Origin of the sequence: Comamonas resistens, assembly GCF_030064165.1 — a bacterium.
GTDB lineage: Bacteria > Pseudomonadota > Gammaproteobacteria > Burkholderiales > Burkholderiaceae_C > Comamonas > Comamonas resistens.
Genome location: NZ_CP125947.1, coordinates 5,199,415 through 5,220,728 on the forward strand (window position 1 = coordinate 5,199,415; position 21,314 = coordinate 5,220,728).

Annotated in this window: 19 protein-coding genes; 7 read left to right on the forward strand and 12 right to left on the reverse strand. The window is 61.6% G+C overall.

What is annotated here, in order from left to right; genetic code table 11:
• Positions 1–238: 238 nt before the first annotated feature.
• The 3 genes from QMY55_RS24280 to QMY55_RS24290 all read left to right on the forward strand — a co-directional run bounded on the left by QMY55_RS24280 (position 239) and on the right by QMY55_RS24290 (position 2,179).
• Positions 239–994, forward strand: a complete 756-nt coding sequence (locus QMY55_RS24280; RefSeq protein WP_283486637.1) for a TerC family protein — start codon at positions 239–241, stop codon at positions 992–994.
• 143 nt (positions 995–1,137) lie between these two features.
• Positions 1,138–1,611, forward strand: a complete 474-nt coding sequence (locus QMY55_RS24285; RefSeq protein WP_283486638.1) for a hypothetical protein — start codon at positions 1,138–1,140, stop codon at positions 1,609–1,611.
• 217 nt (positions 1,612–1,828) lie between these two features.
• Complete coding sequence (locus tag QMY55_RS24290; protein WP_283486639.1) at positions 1,829–2,179, forward strand: phage holin family protein; 351 nt, start codon at positions 1,829–1,831, stop codon at positions 2,177–2,179.
• Here QMY55_RS24290 and QMY55_RS24295 read toward each other — a convergent pair.
• Positions 2,138–3,799 (reverse strand): M48 family metalloprotease, encoded by a 1,662-nt coding sequence (locus QMY55_RS24295; RefSeq protein WP_407650578.1) that lies wholly within the window; start codon positions 3,797–3,799, stop codon positions 2,138–2,140. The genes QMY55_RS24290 and QMY55_RS24295 overlap by 42 nt on opposite strands.
• Before the next feature lie 203 nt (positions 3,800–4,002).
• Here QMY55_RS24295 and moaC point away from each other — a divergent pair, with 203 nt between their 5' ends.
• A complete protein-coding gene (gene moaC / locus QMY55_RS24300; protein ID WP_283486641.1) occupies positions 4,003–4,476 on the forward strand; it encodes a cyclic pyranopterin monophosphate synthase MoaC in 474 nt (157 codons plus the stop codon).
• Between the two features lie 84 nt (positions 4,477–4,560).
• Here the strand turns inward: moaC and QMY55_RS24305 are convergent, their stop codons facing one another.
• The 6 genes from QMY55_RS24305 to QMY55_RS24330 form a co-directional block, all read right to left on the reverse strand.
• A complete protein-coding gene (locus tag QMY55_RS24305; RefSeq protein ID WP_283486642.1) occupies positions 4,561–5,958 on the reverse strand; it encodes a sulfatase-like hydrolase/transferase in 1,398 nt (465 codons plus the stop codon).
• On the reverse strand, positions 5,945–7,084 hold the full coding sequence (locus tag QMY55_RS24310; protein WP_283486643.1) for a serine hydrolase domain-containing protein: 1,140 nt from the start codon (positions 7,082–7,084) through the stop codon (positions 5,945–5,947). The genes QMY55_RS24305 and QMY55_RS24310 overlap by 14 nt, the downstream gene beginning before the upstream one ends.
• Before the next feature lie 113 nt (positions 7,085–7,197).
• A complete protein-coding gene (locus tag QMY55_RS24315; RefSeq protein ID WP_283486644.1) occupies positions 7,198–7,710 on the reverse strand; it encodes a pilin in 513 nt (170 codons plus the stop codon).
• Between the two features lie 194 nt (positions 7,711–7,904).
• Positions 7,905–8,618, reverse strand: coding sequence for an FHA domain-containing protein (locus QMY55_RS24320; protein ID WP_283486645.1), 714 nt, complete (start codon positions 8,616–8,618; stop codon positions 7,905–7,907).
• Between the two features lie 295 nt (positions 8,619–8,913).
• Entirely contained in the window at positions 8,914–9,459 is a 546-nt protein-coding gene (gene ssb, locus QMY55_RS24325) for a single-stranded DNA-binding protein (protein WP_283486646.1), read from the reverse strand.
• 116 nt (positions 9,460–9,575) lie between these two features.
• On the reverse strand, positions 9,576–10,805 hold the full coding sequence (locus tag QMY55_RS24330) for an MFS transporter (protein ID WP_407650718.1): 1,230 nt from the start codon (positions 10,803–10,805) through the stop codon (positions 9,576–9,578).
• Positions 10,806–10,977: 172 nt separating this feature from the next.
• Between QMY55_RS24330 and uvrA the strand changes: the two genes are divergently transcribed.
• The gene (uvrA, locus tag QMY55_RS24335; RefSeq protein ID WP_283486647.1) at positions 10,978–14,019 is read left to right on the forward strand and encodes an excinuclease ABC subunit UvrA; all 3,042 of its coding nucleotides are present in this window, start codon (positions 10,978–10,980) and stop codon (positions 14,017–14,019) included.
• Between the two features lie 65 nt (positions 14,020–14,084).
• Here uvrA and QMY55_RS24340 read toward each other — a convergent pair whose 3' ends face one another.
• The gene (locus tag QMY55_RS24340; protein WP_283486648.1) at positions 14,085–15,251 is read right to left on the reverse strand and encodes a PQQ-dependent sugar dehydrogenase; all 1,167 of its coding nucleotides are present in this window, start codon (positions 15,249–15,251) and stop codon (positions 14,085–14,087) included.
• Positions 15,252–15,299: 48 nt separating this feature from the next.
• Between QMY55_RS24340 and QMY55_RS24345 the strand changes: the two genes are divergently transcribed.
• A complete protein-coding gene (locus QMY55_RS24345) occupies positions 15,300–16,508 on the forward strand; it encodes an NAD(P)/FAD-dependent oxidoreductase (RefSeq protein WP_283486649.1) in 1,209 nt (402 codons plus the stop codon).
• 141 nt (positions 16,509–16,649) lie between these two features.
• Here QMY55_RS24345 and QMY55_RS24350 read toward each other — a convergent pair whose 3' ends face one another.
• From QMY55_RS24350 to pyrF, 3 genes are all read right to left on the reverse strand, one after another.
• Positions 16,650–17,633, reverse strand: coding sequence for a Bug family tripartite tricarboxylate transporter substrate binding protein (locus QMY55_RS24350; protein WP_283486650.1), 984 nt, complete (start codon positions 17,631–17,633; stop codon positions 16,650–16,652).
• 182 nt (positions 17,634–17,815) lie between these two features.
• Positions 17,816–18,724 (reverse strand): LysR family transcriptional regulator, encoded by a 909-nt coding sequence (locus QMY55_RS24355; RefSeq protein WP_283486651.1) that lies wholly within the window; start codon positions 18,722–18,724, stop codon positions 17,816–17,818.
• 19 nt (positions 18,725–18,743) lie between these two features.
• Complete coding sequence (pyrF, locus tag QMY55_RS24360) at positions 18,744–19,571, reverse strand: orotidine-5'-phosphate decarboxylase (RefSeq protein WP_283486652.1); 828 nt, start codon at positions 19,569–19,571, stop codon at positions 18,744–18,746.
• A 208-nt stretch (positions 19,572–19,779) separates the two neighbouring features.
• Between pyrF and QMY55_RS24365 the strand changes: the two genes are divergently transcribed.
• The gene (locus QMY55_RS24365; RefSeq protein WP_283486653.1) at positions 19,780–20,679 is read left to right on the forward strand and encodes a DMT family transporter; all 900 of its coding nucleotides are present in this window, start codon (positions 19,780–19,782) and stop codon (positions 20,677–20,679) included.
• On the opposite strand, the gene QMY55_RS24370 is transcribed toward QMY55_RS24365, so the two are convergent.
• Positions 20,676–21,233 (reverse strand): dihydrofolate reductase family protein, encoded by a 558-nt coding sequence (locus QMY55_RS24370; protein ID WP_283486654.1) that lies wholly within the window; start codon positions 21,231–21,233, stop codon positions 20,676–20,678. The two genes, QMY55_RS24365 and QMY55_RS24370, sit on opposite strands and share 4 nt — an antisense overlap.
• Positions 21,234–21,314: the final 81 nt, after the last annotated feature.

The following is a 21,314-nucleotide window of genomic DNA, read 5'->3' on the forward strand; positions in this document are numbered from 1 at the left end:
GAACCGGTCGTCAATACGAAGCTTCACGCTTCCGGCCGTTCGGATTGCAGTCACGCTGCAGTTGAGCAAGACCTTTGATGGACCCGTGACGGTCGATCAAAGGACTCCCCGAGCCAGGTTTTTCCTCGCCCGGACGGGTGCTTCGGCTTATGTCGCAAAGGTCATTTGGTATCGGCGGCAATGGCGGTGCGTCTCCGGCACTTGCTCCGAAAACATTCGACAACGAGGAAAACAACACATGGACCTGGACTTTCTCACCCATGCGCCCTTCTGGATCGCACTGGGCCAGATCATCATCATCGACATCCTGCTGGGCGGCGACAACGCGGTCGTGATCGCGCTGGCCTGCCGCAAGCTGCCTCCCGAGCAGCGCCGCAAGGGCATCATCTACGGCACCGCCGGTGCCATCATCCTGCGCATCATCCTGATCGCCTTTGCGATGGTGCTGCTGCAACTGCCGTTCCTGAAGGTCGTGGGCGCCATCCTGCTGGTGTGGATCGGTATCAAGCTGATCGCCCCCGATGACGAAGGTCATGACAACATCGAAGGCAGCGACCGCCTGTTTGCCGCCATCAAGACCATCATCGTGGCCGACCTGGTGATGTCCGTGGACAACGTGATCGCCATCGCTGGCGCCGCCCAAAGCTCGGGCGAACACCAGATGCTGCTGATCGTGCTGGGTCTGCTGATCTCGGTGCCCATCATCGTCTGGGGCTCGCAACTGGTGATCAAACTTATGGAGCGCTTCCCCGTCATCATCGTGGCCGGCGGCATGCTGCTGGGCTGGATTGCGGGCGGCATGCTGGTGACCGACCCCGTGTTCGTCAACACCGAGAAGTGGCTGTGGATGCCCAAGCTGGGCACGACGGACGCACAAGGTCTGGCCGAGATCTCCAAGACCCTGTACTGGTCCGCTCATATTGGTGGTGCGCTGCTGGTGCTGGCTCTGGGCAAGTTCATCGCCAGCCGTCGTCCCGCCCCTGTTGCCCACTGATGCGGTGAGCAGCCCTGGGTGAAAACCCAGAAATTCGTGAAGGATTGCGGAACTGCCCGCGCCTTCACGAATCACAATAAAACAAAGTCAGCAGCCTTCAACAAGACTGCTCCATCCCTTAACCCTGCCCGCAAGGACACACTTTGAACCCCGTCATTGTTTACGTTGATGATGCCGCTTACGCCCAGCCCATGCTGGAGGCGCTGGCCGGATCCAGCCAGTCGGCGTCCTCCCACTGGCTGCTGGTCGCCTGCGCTCCCCGCATGACGCACCGCGTGAGCAAGTGGGTCAGCCACCGCGCCCGTGAGAACTGGCGCGGCAAGTGGGCGGACAAGCTGTTTTCCGCCCTGGTTCCCGTGATGGCGGCCTCCGGTGCCAAGGTCACGCCCGTGCTGGCCAAGGGCCCGCTGACCGAGCTGATTGCCGAGCTGCAGCAAGAGCATGGCACGGCACAGATCATTGATGCGCGCCGCCCCAAGCAGGAAGCGATGCAGGCCGCTCCGGCCAAGCAAAGCGCGCAGGCAGCGCCCATGGGTCGCCGCTGGAATCTGCCCGGCACCGTGGCAGCCATCGCGGCCATGATGGGCTTTGTGATTGACGACTCACTCTCGTTCTAATCCCTTCACCCGCTGACCCTATCAAGCCTTGTGCGGCCAAAGCTGCACAAGGCTTTTTTCATCGCCGGGCCACCTGAAGATGAAAACGCCGTGACCGCCCAGGTCCTCTATCGCAGGGGCAACGGCCACACGCAGTGGGAAGCGTGGGTGTCATTTGTCACGCCCTGGCTGCGTGCAGCGCAAACCACTGCCGCAGTCAGCTGCTATGCTGGTCGGCATGAAAATCCTCGTCAAATGGCTTCTTTGCGCAGCGGCTCTTCTCGGGGTCGCCTATATCTATAGCGGTGTTCAGGTCCAGAGCTTTGGCTCGGCCATGATTGCGGCCCTGGTCATCGGCCTGCTCAACACCATCATCCGCCCCATCCTGGTGGTGCTGACCCTGCCCGTGACCATCATCACCGTCGGCCTGTTCCTGTTTGTGGTCAACGGCCTGATGTTCTGGATGGCCTCGGGCCTGCTGGGCGGCTTTCATGTCGCCGGCTTCTGGGCCGCCATGCTGGGCGCACTGATCTACTCGGCCCTGGGCTTACTTATTGATCGTCTTGTCGCGCAGCTGTTCCCGGAGTAATTCATCCACGGCACGCAAGCGCGTGTCGATGATCGATGCCTCGAAGTAATCGGCCTTGGCCCCTGCCTTGCGGGCCAGGTCCTGTGCGGCCTTGAAGCGGTCCACCGCTGCCGCATAGTCATAGTACGCAACCTGGGCCTCGGCCTCGGCACGCAGGGCCCGCATCTCCTGGCCCTGGCTGCGCCAGACCCTGGCCAGCGTCTGCCAGGCCGTGCCATCACGCGGATGGTCCGTCACCCAGGTCTGCAAGGGGCTGGCCATAGAGGCCGCCTGACCCAGTTTGAGCAGAATATCCGCACGCAGCAGCAATTCTGGCCTGCGCGGCGCCACATGCTCGACCACATCGATGGTGGCAAGACTGGGCCCGGCCTCACGCGGCCCGGCCTCGCGTGGCCCGGCCAGATTGCCGCTGGCCGTGACCTTGGGTGCAGGCTGGGGCGCATTGCTGGACTGTAGCGGCAGGGCCGCAAACGCCGCCTGCGGCTGGTCGGCCTTGTATTCCAGCTCGGCACTCAGCCAACGGGCCTGGATATTGGCCTGGGCATTACCCGCCGTGGCACTGAGCAAACGCTGCACCATCTCGCGCGCCAACGGCCAGTCGCGCAGATAGATGGCGCTGAGCGTGGCCGCATACAGCTGGCCGATCTGCTCTGCCTGCGTCAAGGAAGCAAAGCTGCCCGAGCGCGGCAACGTCGCCCACTGGCGGCGCACATCCACACCGGTGTTGGAGATGACGCGCGCGCGCGCCGCCATCATCACATGCTCCAGCGTGGGCGCCGGCGCAGCGGCACGCTTGCCCGGCGGCACGCGTGAATCCATGTCGGCAATACGCTGCGTGGTCAGCGGGTGGCTGCGCAGATAGGGCCAGCTGCCGTTGTCATTGAGTCGGCTGGCCTGCTGCAGCTTGCCGAACATGCTCACAAATCCTTGGGGAGCAAAGCCTGCCGGCGCCATCAGGCTGTAGCCCATGCGGTCGGCCTCGCTCTCCATGGCGCGCGAGAAATTCAGCTGGTTCTGCATCACGGCGGCCGGCCCACCCATCATGATGGCCATGGCCGCATCGGGGCTGCGTGTGGCTGCCAAGGCCCCCAGCAGCATGGAGGCCAGCATCAGCGGCGTCTGCTTGCCCTGCTGGGACAGCATGCGCGCAATATGGCGCTGGGTGATGTGGCTGGTTTCGTGAGCAATGACCGAAGCCAGCTCGTCCCCGCTGCTGACGACGCCGATCAGCCCCAGATATACGCCCATATAGCCGCCGGGCAGCGCAAACGCGTTGACCTGACGGTCCTTGCCCAGCAGCAACGTCCAGGCAAAACGCTCTTCCAGCTCCTGCGACAGCTCGCCATTCTTGCGCGCGGCATCCTGCAAATGCAGCCAGATACCCTCCACATACTCCTGCAGCACCGGGTCGTCCAGATAGTCAGGGTCACGGTAGAGTTCCTTGACGATGGAATCTCCCAGTCGGCGCTCCTCACCCGTGGTCAACGAGGATGCACCGTCACCCAGAGTGGGAAGGCCTGCAGCCTGAACGGGATGCAGCATGGGGGCAACGCATTGAAGAGCTATCAAAACAGAAGCTGCTAGCGCTTTCAGAGTATGGGCTTTAGGCAGTTTTGGCATCAAAAATGGCATGGCAATCACGACATTGCCAGCATTCAGGACTCTGAGCTACCGGCAGTTCAACACCCTACTATGATGCCCTGATTGATTCGCACTGCAGCATGCCTGCCTGTTACAGCGGGGTAAAGCCTGGACGCAGTGGCGCTCACCCCAAGATTATTGGCGCTGCCCATTGCGGACAGCCCCCTCACCGGAAAGCAAACATGTCCTCTCTGACCCACTTCGATGCCCAAGGCCAGGCCCATATGGTCGACGTCGGCGGCAAGCCCGCCACCCACCGCATAGCGGTCGCCGAAGGCCGTATCACCATGAAGCCTGAGACGCTGGCCATTGTGCAAAACGGCACCGCCAAAAAAGGCGATGTGTTGGGCATAGCCCGCATCGCCGCCATCATGGCCGCCAAGAAGACCAGTGACCTTATCCCCCTTTGTCACCCCCTGGCCCTGACCCGCGTGGCCGTGGAGTTTGAACTGCAGCCCGAATCCAGTTCCATCCTCTGCACCGCCACCGTGGAGCTGACGGGCCAGACCGGTGTGGAAATGGAAGCCTTAACCGCCGTGCAGGTCGGTTTGCTGACCATCTACGATATGTGCAAGGCGGTGGATAAGGGGATGGTAATGGGGGGGGTCAGGGTGCTGGAGAAACGGGGGGGGAAGTCAGGGAGTTGGGCGGTTTGAGGTTTGCCGCCTGCTGAGCATTTTTGATAGCTGGTGGTGCTTGCTAGGATTGGTAAAAGCTTATGCCAATCTGTCGATACCTGCTCAGTCAACCTCAATGACTAGGTAAGGAACCTGCCCCTCAATAAAGGCATCGCGCGAGTCTGCATCGAAGAACTTGGGCTGGTGATCGCCCACCAGCACGATACGCAGGCCGGGCAACGGATGACGCAACAACGCCCCCTTTAGCGACTGCATGAAGTCATACAGCAACGCAGCATGTGCACAGCGCGCACCCTCCAGTTGCAACACGGGGCATACACGATCTGGCACATCGGGAGAACTTAGATCAGCCAGCTTATAGGGCGTATGCGAGTTAAGCGTCATCCAGTAGCTGAACTGCCTCCCAGGCTCGTGCAGTGTCTGTATCACACGGTCCGTAATACTGTAGTCACAAATGCCAGGCATATTGGAACAAAGCCTGCCATCCGCGATGAGCTCAGGCAGAAAGGATCTCTGTGCAAAACCGATTTGCGGATACCAATTCCCGTTTCGATACATGCGGGGCGAGGCTCCGTTAAAGGCCCGTGTTTGCCAGCCCTGTGTGCGCAGACGATTGGGCAGGCAGTTCTCGGCTTGCGGCACATCATCGATACGCAATGTCTGCGGGATCAGGCCGCATAACTCCCGAAGTTCCCCCTGCAAGGTTGAGCCTTGAGAATGGACTATGCCCGTATCCAGTTGTCGCAAAATTGGGGCACGCCATAGATCGCGCCAGAACTGATTTTCCACCTCGTTGCGCGCCAAGCCCCAAGACTCGACCACTACCAGCAATAGCTTGTCTGGCATCGCTGCACCTTGGTTCAGATCACTGAACCGACTCACAGCGGACTGTTTCGGCGCGATCGGCCTGAATACTCCCACATCGGGTGCATAGCCTTCTTCGTAAAAAGCCATCGCCTGTTGCATAAACCGGCTATCCAACATCCACGATCCGGCCAACTTCGCCTGGCGAATACCATAAAGCTTGTCCTCCGTGTGATTGAAGCCGTCGAGCCTAGGCACAGCCACCGCAACACCCATAATCGCCAGCGCCCACAGTAACATGGACCGTCCCGGTGAACCCATACGGTGAACCCGCACGCACAGCCAGCCCCAAGCCGCCAACGCCACCAAGCCCGCTATACCAGCCAGAATCCAGCTAGTATTGGCATAAGGCAAAAAGCCCAACAGCTCCAGCACATCACCGTAGTCCGACGACAGATTGATTTGCGCAAAAGCAAAGAGAAAATCCGCCAACCACAGCACCGTCAAGCCTGCCGCAAACCACAGCGGCCTGCCGCGCGCAGCCAGAGCCAGTAGCAGAAATTCGGCCCAAAACCAAGGTCGGTAGACTTGAAGCGTCAGTGCTGCCGCCAAGCCCGGTAGCATAGGCAGCAGCAGCGAACCCAGCGCGGCACTAGCGGTTTTCCACTCGCCCGCCAGTTGCTTACCGTGCTGCATGTTGGCTCACTCCGTCAATCAATGTACGCACTAGGAAATCAGAGGCCAGCGTGGGCGGATTTATCTCGCCACTACCTAACCAAACTAGATAGTTCCCCGCCTTATCCATCACAAACAGCGCCGCCATGCCGTAAAGATAGCCGCGCTGCTGCCATACTGTGACATCGCCCAACCGGCGGCGCTCCAGAAAGCCATCCATGCAGCTCTCGAACAGGGTTTCGTTGCAGGGAATACCTGGATCGTGCATACCGCGCGCAAAGTCCAGCAAAGCACGGTTGTCAGCCACAAAGCGGGCCAGTCCCTGGGCACTACCTGTCATGCCCATGGGCGCGCGCAATGCCTGCCAGTCAAAGTGTGCTACAAACTCCGGCCCGCGCATTTCGTTGTGCATAAAGTTGTAGGCAATGGGCGAGTCCACCTCATCCATATAACCCAGCCCGTAGCGGGATAGATGCATGTCCTGCTCCAGCGCACTCCAGAGGCTACGGCCCATACGCCGCTCATAGGCCACAGCGGCCAGGCAAAAGCCCAGGTTGGCATAGGCATAGTGTGAGCCTGGGGTGAACTGCAGCGGCGTGTCCGCCAATTTTTCAAGCTGCCCCGGGCACCAGGGCTTTTGGTCGTCAATGACCATGGGATCCTTGACGCGCAGACGGTCAAAACCCGCAGAGTGATTGAGCAAGTGGTGCACTTGTATCTGGGCAATGCGCGGATCACGGAAAGGAGGCGTCAGCCCCAGCACCTCAAACAGAGGCTGGCTCAGCCAGCCTACCTGCCCCAAAGCCTGCTCATGAGTCACGCCAAAGAAAGTCACCAATTTGGACAGGCTGGCAAAGCGAAAGCGTGTATCAGTTGTCACCCGCTTGCTAAAAAAGGGATGGCCTTCCCAGCCATTAACACAGCCGGTCAGCATGCCGGACTGGTCAACCAACGCAATCTGGTTGGCCGGGGAGTCCAACCTGGTGGGAAGTTGCTGCGCCAAGGTTTGCAACCAAGCAGGGGTTGCAGCATCGCAGCGCGTGGACAGCTCCGCCAGATGTCCTGTGAGCGGATAAACCCAGCGCCGCACCATATTACGATCCGTCTCCCAGGCCAGCCAAGGCAGGAAGATGGCGCAGATCAACAAGAAATAAAGGATTGACCGCCGGAACATGGTTAATTGAGACCCACATAAATAAAGAAGCGCCTTAATCAGGCGCTTCTTTCAGTCGGTTTTAAAAAGAAATCAATGCTACAGCATTAAGGAGTGCCAGAGCCAGTGCCAGAGCCAGTGCCAGCGGCACTAGCAGAGCAACCGGCGGGGCGGTACTTTGTGTCAACCGTGGTATGGCAGCCCCATGTACCCGAGACAGCTCGCGTCCAAACCAAAGTCTGCGTCTTCAGTGCCACTGCAGCATTACCACCAAACTTTGCCGTAATCGTAGTAACGTCAGTAGCCTGATCGCCGATCGACACATTGAGGCCAGTATAGATATCTAATGCTGTACCCAGCAGATTGCTCTGGGTCGCGCCCACGTCACACTCATCCGCCTTCGGTGCAGTACCCAATGCAACAGGCTTCAGCTTGCCATCGAGAATACAAGCCTCAACCGCCGTGCGCAGCGAGCCTGTTTCAGACATCACGCGCGACACTTGCGACTTAGCCACATAGGTCTGGTACTGAGGAATGGCGATGGCGGCCAAAATACCGATGATCGCCACAACGATCATCAGTTCGATCAGGGTGAAACCCTTTTGAATGGAACGCTTCATGAAAAACTCCCTTGATTGATAAAGTAACACTTTTATCAAGCAAGCAGCATGCCAGTTATTTTAGAGATTACATTCATCGCGAATTGACACTTTTGCTTGCACATGGTGTCAGAACTGAAACATTTTTGACCGAGGATTCACCCAAGCTGACAATTTTGTCAGCGCACTTGATGTGCCATCAATCTTGGCTCCTATCACTCCACGGTAAACCGCATGGAGCTACCGGCCAGTTCCACAATGTCTCCGTTGAGCAGCGGCACTGACAGAGGTCCGACGATCTGACCATTGAGCTTGAGCGCCTCGCTTTCACCTTCCAGTTGGGTCAGTACAAAGCCATGGGGCTTTTGCGTGATGGAGGCAATGGCGACCCCTGGCTTGCCCAGAGTGGTGACAACCTTGTAGAGCGACACCTCCTTGCCAGCCATGCTGCCGCTCAGCATATGGATGACGGCGTGGCGATCAGGCAGGGAAGAAACGGCGCCTTGGATGGTTGAAGCAAAGCTGGAGATCTCACCAAAGCCCGAAGGACTGGCCAGCTTGGTGTAATCGCTGTCCGGCCCCTCGGAAATATGAGCCAGGGCCTTGGCCGGTGATGTCGTGGGCTTGGCCTTGCTCACCTGCGTATTGTCAAGAAAGCGGATCTTGTAGCGCCCGATATCCAGCAGATCACCGTGCATCAGTTCCTGCTTCTGGATCGCACGGCCATTGACAAAAGTGCCGTTGGTGCTGTGCAGATCTTCGATGACCACCTTGCCGTCCAACATGGTGAGCACGGCATGCTCGCCGCTGACGGCAAGGTTCTCAATCACGATGTCGTTGTATGGACGACGACCCAGCGTGGTGCGCTCCTTGGTGAGAGTCACTTCCTTGATGACGGCGCCGTCAATCGAGATGACCAAATTCGGCATGCTGGATGCTCCTGGGAAAAGGCCAAGATTGCTTGGCGGCACAGATCACGGATCCACCTTGTCAGCACATGGCAAGGCTTGACTTCAAATCGTAACATTGAGAAACATATCAAATACCCCAATGTATTTTACAAAGGCGATGAAGTTTGCAAATTTCAGTCATTTTTCTTGATCCTGCACAGGCCGAGCAAGACATGTGACAGACCTTCCCCGTGGTCAAAGACCTCGCTGAAACAAAAAAAGCCCGCGCTCTCTTTCGAAAGGCGGGCCGTGCATCAGAGCTTCAGGGCTGAGCTTAGAACGGAATATCGTCATCCATATCGTCAAAGCCCGAAGCCGCGCGCTGCGGAGGTGGCGACATGGGAGCAGGAGCGGGACGTGCAGCAGGCGCCGCCGGGCGCTGTTGCTGCATGGGGGCTGGGGCAGGTGCGCGGCGAGGTGCTTCATAGCTGGTTTCGCCATAACCGTCGTCGCCATAACCGCCTTGTGGCTGGCCGCCACCTTGGCGGCTGCCCAGCATTTGCATGGTATCGGCACGGATTTCGGTGGCGTAGCGCTCCTGGCCTGTGGCCTGATCGGTCCACTTGCGGGTGCGCAGGCTGCCTTCCACATAGACCTGGCTGCCCTTGCGCAGGTACTGGCCTGCGATCTCGGCAAGACGGCCGTTGAAAGTCACACGGTGCCACTCGGTGGCTTCGCGGTTTTCACCGGAATTCTTGTCGCGCCAGCGGTCAGTCGTGGCGATGGTCACATTGGCCACCTGATCACCGCTGGGGAAGGTGCGCATTTCCGGGTCACGGCCCAGATTGCCGACGATGATGACTTTGTTGACGGATGCCATAGATTTACCTTTTCAAAAAGTGGCCCGGGTATTCGCTATTAGTCCCAAGCCAATGGAGTGCGCATTTTGCCCCAAGCGGGCCGCGCAGCGTGCGAGATTTCCCTATATCCCGGCCATCAGCCGTGACGTCCTACAGGGCGCAGCGGCCAGGTCACCAACAGCCACACTGCCGTCAGTACCGCCGTCATGATGAACAGACCCGGGACGCCCGCAAATTTGGCCACTGCACCGCCGATGGCACCGCCAGCAAACAGCCCCAGCGACTGCAGCGTGTTGTAGGCACCCAGGGCCGCCCCGCGCAAAGGCGCTGGGGCCATGCGCGAAACCAGGCTGGGCTGCGTTGCTTCCAGCGCGTTGAAGCCGCAGAAGAACAGAAACATCAGCAGCGCCATGCACCAGATGGTGGGAATGGTGCCACTGGCCGCCAGCATGCCCAGGCCGATCTGTACCACCAGCACCAGGACGATGGCACCCAGCAAGGCCTTGCGCAGCTTGCCCTTGCGTTCCATGGAAAACAGCATGCCCATGGCCAGAAAGGACAGCAACACCGCCGGCAGATAGATATGCCAGTGCTGCTCCTTGACCAGCCCTGCCTGCACCAGCATGGCGGGCACAGCCACCCACATGGACATTTGCACCGTGTGCAGGATGAACACGCCGAAATTCAGACGCAGCAAATCCTTCTGGCCCAGCAGATCGCTGAATTTGCCCTTGGGCGCATTCACATGCTGCTTTGGCTCGGGCGGCACCACCCACAGCACTACGGCAATTCCGGCCAGCGCCAGTGCACAGGTCAGTCCGAAGATGCCGGACAGGCCTATCCAGGCGTTGAGCAACGGCGCCAGCACCAGCGCCAGCGCAAACATCAGGCCGATGCTGCCGCCCACCATGGCCATGGCCTTGGTGCGTACGCCATCGCGTGTCAGATCGGCCAGCAACGCAGTCACTGCCGCAGAGACTGCGCCCGCCCCCTGAATCGCACGGCCGACCATCAGGCCGGTCAGCGAATCGGCCATGGCCGCGATCAAGCTGCCTGCTGCAAACACCAGCAAACCCGCCACGATGACGCGCTTGCGGCCGATGCGGTCGGATGCCAGGCCGATGGGCAGCTGAAACACGGCCTGCGTCAGTCCGTACAGACCCATGGCCAGGCCGATCATGGCCGGATCGTCACCGCCCGGGTATTTGCGCGCCTCCAGCATGAAGACGGGCAGCACCAGGAACAGACCCAGCATGCGCAACGCAAAGATCAGCGCCAGGGCACCGCTTGACCGGCGCTCCTGGGACGTCATGGTGGTGGAGGATTTATCGCTGCCCTGCGTGCCCGCATTCGGGGAAATGTTGATATTTTTCACGCTCAAATTTTGCCAAGAGTCAAAGTCTCATGCCCAGGTTAACTAAATCAACAGCGGGCAAAAGAGAGGGAATAAAACCGTAGATTGTCCGTGAACCTGGATCATCTAGTCACGCGCAAGCCCGTCTGACTATCATGGAGAGTTTTCCCCGTCTGGAGCGCCCGTGTCCCTGAAGCCTGATTCGCCCTCTGAAATCCACGATGACAGCCTGTACCTGGGCCGCTCACTCGCGCAGACGCGAATTGCCATTCGCGGCGCACGCACGCACAACCTCAAGAATATCGACCTCGATATTCCGCGCAACCAGCTGGTTGTGATCACCGGCCTGTCGGGCTCGGGCAAGTCCAGCCTGGCCTTCGATACCTTGTACGCCGAAGGCCAGCGCCGTTATGTGGAGAGTCTCTCGGCCTATGCACGCCAGTTTCTGGGCCGCCTGGACAAACCCGATGTCGATCTGATCGAGGGCCTGTCCCCCGCCATTTCCATCGAGCAGAAGGCCACCAGCCACAACCCGCGCTCCACCGTGGGCACGGTGACCGAGATCAATGACTATCTGCGCCTGCTCTACGCGCGCGCCGGCACGCCGTTCTGCCCCGACCACAACCTGCCGCTGCAGGCCCAGACCATCAGCCAGATGGTGGACAGCGTGCTGCAGCTGCCCGAGGACACCAAGCTGATGATCCTCGGCCCTCTGGCGCGCGAGAAAAAGGGCGAGTTTGCCGAGCTGTTCGTGCAGCTGCAGGCCCAGGGCTATGTACGCTTTCGCATCGATGGGCAGATCTACGACGCCCAGTCCCTGCCCAAACTGGAAAAGAACGAGCGCCACAACATCGATGTGGTGATAGACCGCGTCAAGGTGCGCGAGGACATCAAGCAGCGCCTGGCCGAAAGCTTCGAGGCCGCCCTGCGTGCCGGCGGCGCCGATGCCGGCGGCCGCGTGATCGCCTTGGAGATGGACGCTGGCCGCGAGCATCTGTTCAGCGCCAAGTTCGCCTGCCCCCTCTGCGACTACTCCCTGCCCGAGCTGGAGCCACGCCTGTTCTCGTTCAACTCGCCCATGGGCGCCTGCCAGGCCTGCGATGGACTGGGCAATAGCGAAGCCTTCGACCCGGACCGGGTCGTGGCCTTCCCGACCTTGAGCTTGGCCAGCGGCGCGGTCAAGGGTTGGGACAAGCGCAACAACTACTACTTCTCCATGCTGGAGAGCGTGGCCAAACACTATGGCGTGAGCACCGAGACGGCATTCGAGGAGCTGCCCGAGAAGGTGCGCAACGTGATTCTCTGGGGCTCGGGCGACGAGTCCATGGAGTTCAACTATGTTTTCGAGAGCGGCCAGCGCAAGGGGGAGGCCTTTGTCAAGTCACATCCGTTCGAAGGCATCATTCCCAATATCCAGCGGCGCTTTCGCGAAACCGAATCCACCGTGGTGCGCGACGACCTGGCCAAGCTGCGCAGCATCCGCAAATGCCCCGAATGCGAAGGCACGCGCCTGCGCCGCGAAGCGCGTTTTGTACGCGTGGGCGAAGGCGAGCAGGCCCGCGCCATCTATGAGGTCAGCCATGCCACGCTGGCCGATGCGTTGCACTGGTTCAAGCAGCTGGACATGGCCGGGGCCAAGGCCGAGATCGCCAGCAAAATCGTGCGCGAGATTGCCTCGCGGCTGCTGTTCCTCAATGACGTGGGCCTGTCCTATCTGAGCCTGGATCGCAGCGCCGACACGCTCTCTGGCGGCGAGGCCCAGCGCATTCGCCTGGCTTCGCAGATCGGCTCGGGCCTGACGGGCGTGATGTATGTACTGGACGAGCCCTCCATCGGCCTGCACCAGCGCGACAACGACAAGCTGATTGCCACGCTGGAACATCTGCGCGATATCGGCAACAGCGTGATCGTGGTCGAGCACGACGAAGACATGATGCGCGCGGCCGACCAGATCATCGACATGGGCCCGGGCGCCGGCGTGCATGGCGGGCGCATCATGGCCCAGGGCAGCTATGAGGACATCAAGGCCAGCCCCGACTCGCCCACGGGCCGCTATCTGAGCGGTGCTCAAAGCATTCCCGTGCCCAAGCGCCGCACGCCCTGGTTGCCAAAATTGGCAGCCCCCCTGAGCGGCGATGCCGCTTCCCCCAAGGGGGACAATGCCTTCGCTGGGGCAGCCCATGCTACGGGGCGGCCCTTGCCTGGCGTTTCTGAGACGGGCCCGTTGCAGGCGCTGCGCGTGGAAGGCGCCAGCGGTCACAACCTGAAAAAAGTCACGGTGGACTTCCCCGTGGGCCTGCTCACCTGCGTGACCGGTGTCTCGGGCTCGGGCAAATCCACCCTGGTCAACGACACGCTATACGCCGAAGTGGCGCGCCAGGTGCACCGCGCGGGCACCGAGCCTGCCGCGCATGACGACATCCTGGGCATCGACTATTTCGACAAGGTCATCAACGTCGACCAGTCGCCCATAGGCCGCACGCCGCGCAGCAACCCTGCGACCTATACCGGTCTGTTCACACCGATCCGCGACCTGATGAGCGAAACCAACACCGCACGCGAGCGCGGCTATGGCCCGGGGCGCTTTTCGTTCAACGTGGCGGGCGGACGCTGCGAGGCCTGCCAGGGCGACGGCGTGGTCAAGGTGGAAATGCACTTTCTGCCCGATGTCTACGTGCCCTGCGACATCTGCCACGGCCAGCGCTACAACCGCGAAACGCTGGAAGTGCTGTGGAAGGGCAAGAACATCTCGCAGATTCTGGAGATGACGGTGGAAGACGCCCACGCCTTCTTCAAGGATGTGCCCAGCATTGCGCGCAAGCTGCAGACGCTGCTCGACGTGGGCCTGTCGTACATCCGCCTGGGCCAGAGCGCAACCACGCTCTCGGGCGGCGAGGCCCAGCGCGTCAAGCTCGCGCAGGAACTCTCCAAGCGCGACACCGGCCGCACGCTCTACATCCTCGACGAACCCACCACCGGCCTGCACTTTGCCGACATTGCCCTGCTTTTGAAAGTGCTGCACCAGCTACGCGATGCGGGCAACACCATCGTGGTGATCGAGCACAACCTCGACGTCATCAAGACCGCCGACTGGCTGATCGACATGGGCCCCGAAGGCGGCTCGGGCGGCGGTCAGGTCGTGGCCGTGGGCACACCCGAAGAGGTGGCGGCCAACCCGGCCAGCGTGACGGGGCGCTATCTCAAGCCCTACTTGAAGAAGCGTTGAATATTGATGAAACATGCCTTTGACGCTTATCCATCAAGCGTCAGAAGCTACTGAATCAAGAGCAATCAGGGCCGTGGCTGCAAGCGTATCAGCTTGCCGTTCGGTCCATCGGTCAGCAGATAGACCAGCCCGTCAACGCCCTGGCGTACATCGCGTATGCGCTCGCCTGCCCCGGTGTAGAGCCGCTGCTCTGCCGTCACCTTGCCATCCTTGATCTCCAGACGTACCAGGCTGCGTGACTTGAGGCCACCGACCAGCAGGCTGCCCTTCCAGGCCGTGCCATAGCGGTCGCTGGTGACAAACACCATGCCGCTGGGCGCAATGCTGGGCACCCAGTAGTGCAGCGGTTGCTCCATGCCCGCTTTTTGCGTGCCTTCGCCGATCTTGCCGCCGCCATATTCCTCGCCATAGGTGATGACGGGCCAGCCATAGTTTCTGCCGGGCTGGGGCTGGTTGATTTCGTCACCGCCCTGCGGGCCATGCTCGTGCATCCACAGCTGACCATCGGGCCCCATGGTCAGGCCCTGGCTGTTGCGATGGCCATAGCTGTAGATCTCTGGCAAGGCGTTCTTTTGGGAGATGAACGGATTGTCCCTGGGCACGCTGCCGTCCTTGGCGATGCGCACCAGCTTGCCATGATGGTTGTCCAGTGTCTGGGCATCCTGACGCTGTGAATAACGGTCACCCAGACTCAGGAACAGTGTGCCGTCCTTGGCCTCGGCAATGCGGCAACCAAAGTGGGCATTGCTTTTGACCTTGGGACGCTGGCTGAACAGCACTTTGACGTCTTCCAGCTGCCGCTCTCCCGCCGCAATGCGCGCGCTGGCCAGAGCCGTGCTGTTGCTGCCTGCCTCGGTCCCTGGCTCGCTGAAGCAGAAATAGATGCGGCGGTTGCTGGCGAACTGGCTGTCGGGCACCACATCGAGCAGACCTCCCTGCCCGCCATAGGCCACGGGCGGCACGCCGGTCAGCTCTGCCTGTTTCTGGCCCTGGGCATCCAGCAGCCAGAGCTTGCCGGCACGCTCGCTCAGCACAAAGCGCTGATCCGGCAAAGGCGCTATCGCCCACGCGTTGGCTAGCCCCGTGGCCAATATCTGCTGGCGGGGCTCCTGAGTCTGGGCCGATGCGCCAGAGGGCAGCAATACCGCCAGAGAGGTCGCCAAGGCTGCCACCAGCGATGCCGCCAAACGCACCGGCGAGCGCTGCCGCAGCGGGCAAAGAGATGTTTGCATCCATGTCATCGCGGGCCTGACCTTTCATCGGGTTTGGCAGACAGTACCATGCAGGTCATGGATACCGCCAAGACCACCCCACTCGACACCCCGGCCAACCCCGTCTGGGACTTTGTCATCATCGGCGCCGGTATGGCCGGAGCCTCCACCGCCTGGCAACTGGCCCAAAGTGGCGGGGCGACGCCCCCTTCCGTGCTGGTGCTCGAGCGTGAATCCCAGCCTGGCTATCACACCACAGGCCGCTCGGCCGCGCTGTTTGAAGAGCACTATGGCCCGGCCCAGGTGCAGGCCCTGACCCGTGCCAGCCGCGCCTTCTACGATGCGCCGCCCACCGGTTTTGCCGAGGCCGCCATCCTCACCCCACGCGGCGTGCTGTATGTCGGTACCGCAGAACAAAAAGAGCTGGTCGATGCCGCCTATGCAGAGGCCCTCATTCACTCGCCCCAAGCCCAGCGCCTGGATGCTGCGCAGCTCAAGGACTTGGTGCCCTGTCTCAATACCGAGGTGCTGGTCGACGGCTTTCTCGATGGCGGCGCACGCGATATCGATGTGCACGGCCTGCACCAGGGCTTTATCCGCGGCCTGCGCCAGCGCGGCGGCGACCTGTGGTGCAACGCCGAAGTCGAGGCCATCACCCGCGTCAACGACAGCTGGCATATCGCCCTGCCCCAGGGACTGAGCATCCGGGCCAGGACCATCATCAATGCGGCCGGAGCATGGGTGGATCAGATCGCCGCCATGGTGGGTGCAGCGCCCATCGGCATCGTGCCCAAGCGCCGCAGCGCCTTCACCTTCCCGGCCCCCGCTGGCATGGACACCACGCACTGGCCCGCCATCATCAGCGCCGATGAAAACTGGTACATCAAGCCCGATGCGGGCCAGTTGCTGGGCTCACCAGCCAATGCAGACCCCGTGCCACCGCACGACGTGGTGCCCGAGGAGCTGGACATTGCCACCGGCATCTATCACATCGAGGAAGCCACCACGCTGCAAATCCGCCGTCCCTCGCACACCTGGGCAGGCCTGCGCTCGTTCGTGGCCGATGGCGAGCTGGTGATCGGCTGGGATGCCTCTCCCACACCCGTGGCCGGTTTCTTCTGGGTCGCGGCCCAGGGCGGTTACGGTATTCAAAGCGCGGCCGGCTACAGCCTGCTGGCCCGCAATCTGCTGCTGGGAGAGCCCCTGGACACGGCGCTGGCAGAGCAGAAGGTGGACGTGGGAACGCTATCGCCGGCCAGATGCCAGCGATCGCTATAAAGTCGAGAGCTTTCAGCGCTCGTCGGTATTGCGTTACAGCCGGATTTCTTCAAAATCCGGGCTTGCTCAATCCCAAGCAAGGCAAAACGGCCTGCTCCACCAGGAGCAGGCCGTTTTTCAGCTTGAGCAGCCTCGGCGCGATCAGTTCTCGATCTTGGCGAACTGCACAATCTTCGCGTACTTGGCGATCTCGGCATTGATGTACTTGCCGGCATCCACCTTGGGATCGGCCACCACACTGCCGGTCTCTTCCATCTTCTTGCGGAACTCGGGCGAGGCCATGGTCTCGTCCAGCGCCTTCTTCAGCTTGGCGGCGATGGGGGCGGGCAGGCCCTTGGGCGCCATCATGGCAAACCAGCTGTTGATGTCCACGTTCTTGAACTGGGGCAGCTCGGACAGGGCAGGAATGTCGGGCGTGATGGCCGAGCGCTTGGCTTCGGTCGTGCCCAGAGCCACCACCTTGCCCGCCTTGATCTGGGGCAGGCCCGAGGACAGCACGAACATGCCGAATTCGATATTGCTGCCCACCAGGTCGGTGGTCAGAGGTGCTACTCCCTTGTAAGGCACATGGGTCATGTGCAGCTTGCCCTGCTCCTTGATCAGCTCGCCGGCCAGGTGCAGTGCCGTTCCCACACCGGAGCTGCCGTAGCTGAACTTGTCGGGGTTCTTGCTGACCAGGCTCACAAACTCGGCCGCGTTCTTCACGCCGGCCTTGTGCGAGGCCACCAGCACCATGGGCTGCGAACCCACGAGGCCGATGGGAGTGAAGTCGCCGATGTTGTACTTCACGGCCTTGTTGATGAGCTTGGCAATGGCCAGTTCGTTGTTGGCACCCACCATGATGGTGTAGCCATCGGGCTGGGCCTTGGCGACCTTCTGCGCGCCAATGGCACCGCCGGCGCCGCCAAGGTTCTCCACCACCACGGGCTGGCCCAGATGCTTGGCCAGGCCATCGGCCACCAGACGGCCGATCAGGTCGGTACTGCCGCCAGCGGGATAGCCCACTACCATGGTGATGGCCTTGCTGGGGTAGTTGTCGGCCGCAAACGCAGGGGCAGCCAGGCCGGCAGCCATCAGCAAGCCGGCGGCGATGGAAGTGCGGCGGAGGATTTTTGTATTCTGCATGAAACTATTCCGAATCTTTATAACGTCGATTGTGCGAACACCGCGAAAGACTGTTGGTGCCGATACGGCACCAATATGTGCAAATTGAGCACGAAACAACTCAATCAGGACAAGGTAACCACGCCAGGCCTGCAGGTCGTCAGACAAAACCCTGCAAAGCCGCTGGCCAGTGGCCGCGCCGCTCAGGAACGGGTGATATCACCCCAGAACTGCTCGGCCGCGGCACCCAGATGGCGTTTGGGCCGATACAGGCGCACGTCGAAATGCACGTTCAGGCTGCCGTCACCGGCAATCGCCAGACGCCCGGCCTGGCAGTCGCGCTGCACCATGGACCATGGCATCCAGGCCACCCCCAGGCCCTTGAGCACGTACTCGTAATTGGCGTCCGCCGAGTCGCAGTCTATGCAGCGCCGCAGCCTGGGCATGAGCGGATGGCTGGCCAGATGGTCTTCCACCAGCCGCCCCAGCGCCATGCTGTGCGAGAACGCCAGATAGGGCACAGGGCTGGCACCGGCGTGCAAGGCCTGGGCCAGATCGAACAAGGCCTTGCCATCGGCATCGGCGCGCGCCACGGGTACCAGCTTGTCGTGCATCACCGTCAGGTGACTGAACTGCCGCCCATCGAGCCGCACGGCAATGGCCGCATGGTGGTAGAGCAAGGCAAAGCTGACCTCGCCGCGCTGCAGCATGACCACGGTTTCATCGAGCGTGCGGGTGATGACGCGCATCTGCGCCGCTTGCAGCACGCTGCCGTGCAGTGCCAGCCAGTCGGCCACGATGGTGCGCGCCAGGGTGCGCCCCGTGGCCAGCGTGATCACATGGGCCTGGCGCCCGGCCACGGCCTGCAGCTCGTCGTGAGACTGGGCCAGCGTGCGCACCATCTGCTCGGCGGTGTCGCGAAAGGCTTCACCGGCTGGCGTGAGCCGCACCGGCCCGCCCCCTGATTCAATCAGCGGCGTGCCCGCCCAGGCTTCCAGGGCCCGGATGCGGCGGCCAAAGGCCGGGTGGGTGACATGGCGCAGCTCTGCCGCACGGGTAAAGCTGCGCTCCTGGGCCAGGAGCAGAAAGTCTTCCAGCCATTTGCTTTGCATGGCCAGAACCCGTCCTGGCTCAGCTCTGCGCCGCAGCCTGCAGCGTGGCGCGCGTGGCGATGGCCGCTTCGCGCGCGGCCTTGGCGAAATCATCGCCCTGCCCTGCGTACAGAATGGCGCGCGAGGAATTGATGATGATGGGGCCGCCGCCGATGCGGGCCGCCTTCACCGTCGCCACGGCATCGCCGCCCTGGGCGCCCACGCCGGGGATCAGCAGCGGCAGCGTGGGGGCCACGGCGCGCACGCGCTCGATCTCATGGGGGCGCGTGGCGCCCACCACCAGACCCAGCTGGCCGTTGGTGTTCCAGGGGCCCTGGGCCAGCTTGGCCACATGCTCGAACATATGGGGGTTGCCGGGCACATCGGCCAGGGTCTGGGCCTGCAGGTCGTCGCCGCCGGGGTTGGAGGTACGGCACAGCAGAAAAGCGCCCTTGCCTTCGTACTTGAGATAGGGCGTGATCGAGTCGAAGCCCATGAAGGGCGAAAGCGTCACGGCATCAGCACCATAGCGCTCGAAGGCTTCCTTGGCGTACTGCTCGGCGGTGGAGCCGATATCGCCGCGCTTGGCGTCCAGAATCACGGGCACATGGGGCGCCACGCGGCGCATATGCTCCATCAGCTTTTCCAGCTGGTCTTCGGCGCGGTGAGCGGCAAAGTAGGCAATCTGGGGCTTGAAGCTGTTGACCAGATCATGGGTGGCATCGACGATGGCTGCACAGAAGTCGTAGATCTTGGACGCATCGCCCTTCATGGCGCCAGGAAAGCGGCTGGGTTCGGGGTCCAGACCCACGCACAGCATGGAGTCATTGCGCGTGGACGCGTCGCGCAGCATGTCGATAAAAGTCATAAAGCGTGATTTTAATTGCTAGCCCCTTCCAAGCCCCGCTACAGGTCTTGCGCCAAGCCGCAAAGCAGACGCACACACCAACTCAGTGACACCGAGGAAGCGCCGCCGCGCACCGACGGTGTCGTCCCCCTCCCGCGAAGCGAGTGAGGGGGAAGGCGCGAAGCGCCACAGGGGGAGAAAGTCATTCCGGGGGAGATAATCCAGCCCCATGCCTTCGTTCACGCCCAAACAGCTCGTTCTTCTTGTCCTGCTCACCATCGTCTGGGGTCTGAACTGGCCGGTGATGAAGCTCGGCGTGCAACATTTCCCTCCTTTGAGCTTCCGCATGGTCAGCATGTGGATCGGCCTGCCCATACTGGCCATCTTTGTGGTCAGCAATGGGCTGCCGCTAACCATTCCGCGCAGCTACTGGGGCCAACTGGCCAAGCTCACGCTGTTCAACATGGTGCTCTGGCACTGCCTGATCATCATCGCCATCCCCACGCTCTCCAGCGGGCGCGCGGCGATTCTGGGCTACACCATGCCCATCTTCTCTGCCGTGTTCGGCAGCCTGTTCTTCAAGGACAAGCTGGGCGCGCGCGCCTGGGCCGGCGTGGGCGCCGCTTTTGCCGGCGTCCTGCTGCTGCTGTGGCATGAAGTCGGCGCCTTGGGCAGCAAGCCCCTGGGCGTGATGTTGATGCTGATTGCGGCCGCCGGCTGGGCCTGGGGCACGCAGTTGCTGCGCCGCACCGAAGCCCCCGTTCCGCTGATGACACTGTCGCTGTGGATGGTGGCCATCACCACCATGGTGCTGACCGTGCTGGCCTTTGTTTTCGAGCGAAAACAATGGCATATGCCCGACCAGACTGCGCTGGCTGCTATCGCTTTCAATGGCATCCTGGTGCTGGGCTTTGCCCAGGCCGTGTGGTTCTATCTGGCTCGCAGCCTGCCGCCCGTGGCCTCCACGCTGAGCGTGATGATGATTCCGGTGCTCGGCGTGTTTGTGGGCGCCTGGTGGCTGGGCGAGGTCTTGCACTGGCAGGACTGGACCGCAGTCTGTCTAATGGTGGTGGCGATTGCTTCCGTGCTGTGGCCCAGCAGCCAGCCCGGAGCAAGGGCGTCCGGCTAGTCCTTGCCCAGCTCGTAACGCAGCTCGGCCATACTGGCTCCCATCTGCCGCACGGACTGCAGCGCCAGCTTGGGGCCCAGCACCCGGCGTGGGAACAGGGGCTTGCCGCTACCCAGAGTGGCCGAGCCGATCTGCACGATCACCTCATCCAGCAGGCCTGCATCGTAAAACTGCCCTGCCAGATCGCCACCGCCCACGATCCAGATATTCTTGCCTGCCGCCGCCCGCTTCATCTGCGCCCAGACGGGCCCCACGGCACCGCTGGCAAAGCGCACGTCGGCACCTTCGATCAGGGGCAGTTTTCGGCTGGAAAAGACCCACGCCGGCTGGGTATAGGGCCAGGCAGCCCCCGTCTCCTTCAGAACGACCTCGGCATTGCGCAGCATCCATTCATAGGTTGCCGAGCCCATGGCCAGGGCTCCGACCTCTGCGATGAAAGCCGGGTAGCTGGATTCGTTCAGGCTGGACAGGGGAAAGAGCCAGTCCAGGGAGTCATCCTCGGTGGCGAGAAAGCCGTCCAGGCTGGTAGCGGTGTAGTACTGGGTCTTGCTCATGGCCCCTAGTTTGCCGCAGCCAGCTTCTCTTACACCCGGGCATAGAGCCAAACAGCCTCAAGCTCTTACACAGCAAGCGCT

Coding starts and splice junctions, on each gene's coding strand:
- QMY55_RS24315 (WP_283486644.1), bottom strand. CDS start 7,710: ATGAAGCGTTCCATTCAAAAGGGTTTCACCCTGATCGAACTGATGATC.
- QMY55_RS24365 (WP_283486653.1), top strand. CDS start 19,780: ATGCCTTCGTTCACGCCCAAACAGCTCGTTCTTCTTGTCCTGCTCACC.
- QMY55_RS24340 (WP_283486648.1), bottom strand. CDS start 15,251: ATGCAAACATCTCTTTGCCCGCTGCGGCAGCGCTCGCCGGTGCGTTTG.
- moaC (WP_283486641.1), top strand. CDS start 4,003: ATGTCCTCTCTGACCCACTTCGATGCCCAAGGCCAGGCCCATATGGTC.
- QMY55_RS24320 (WP_283486645.1), bottom strand. CDS start 8,618: ATGCCGAATTTGGTCATCTCGATTGACGGCGCCGTCATCAAGGAAGTG.
- QMY55_RS24345 (WP_283486649.1), top strand. CDS start 15,300: ATGCAGGTCATGGATACCGCCAAGACCACCCCACTCGACACCCCGGCC.
- QMY55_RS24355 (WP_283486651.1), bottom strand. CDS start 18,724: ATGCAAAGCAAATGGCTGGAAGACTTTCTGCTCCTGGCCCAGGAGCGC.
- QMY55_RS24305 (WP_283486642.1), bottom strand. CDS start 5,958: ATGCAGCACGGTAAGCAACTGGCGGGCGAGTGGAAAACCGCTAGTGCC.
- QMY55_RS24370 (WP_283486654.1), bottom strand. CDS start 21,233: ATGAGCAAGACCCAGTACTACACCGCTACCAGCCTGGACGGCTTTCTC.
- QMY55_RS24295 (WP_407650578.1), bottom strand. CDS start 3,799: ATGCCAAAACTGCCTAAAGCCCATACTCTGAAAGCGCTAGCAGCTTCT.
- QMY55_RS24280 (WP_283486637.1), top strand. CDS start 239: ATGGACCTGGACTTTCTCACCCATGCGCCCTTCTGGATCGCACTGGGC.
- pyrF (WP_283486652.1), bottom strand. CDS start 19,571: ATGACTTTTATCGACATGCTGCGCGACGCGTCCACGCGCAATGACTCC.
- QMY55_RS24350 (WP_283486650.1), bottom strand. CDS start 17,633: ATGCAGAATACAAAAATCCTCCGCCGCACTTCCATCGCCGCCGGCTTG.
- QMY55_RS24290 (WP_283486639.1), top strand. CDS start 1,829: ATGAAAATCCTCGTCAAATGGCTTCTTTGCGCAGCGGCTCTTCTCGGG.
- ssb (WP_283486646.1), bottom strand. CDS start 9,459: ATGGCATCCGTCAACAAAGTCATCATCGTCGGCAATCTGGGCCGTGAC.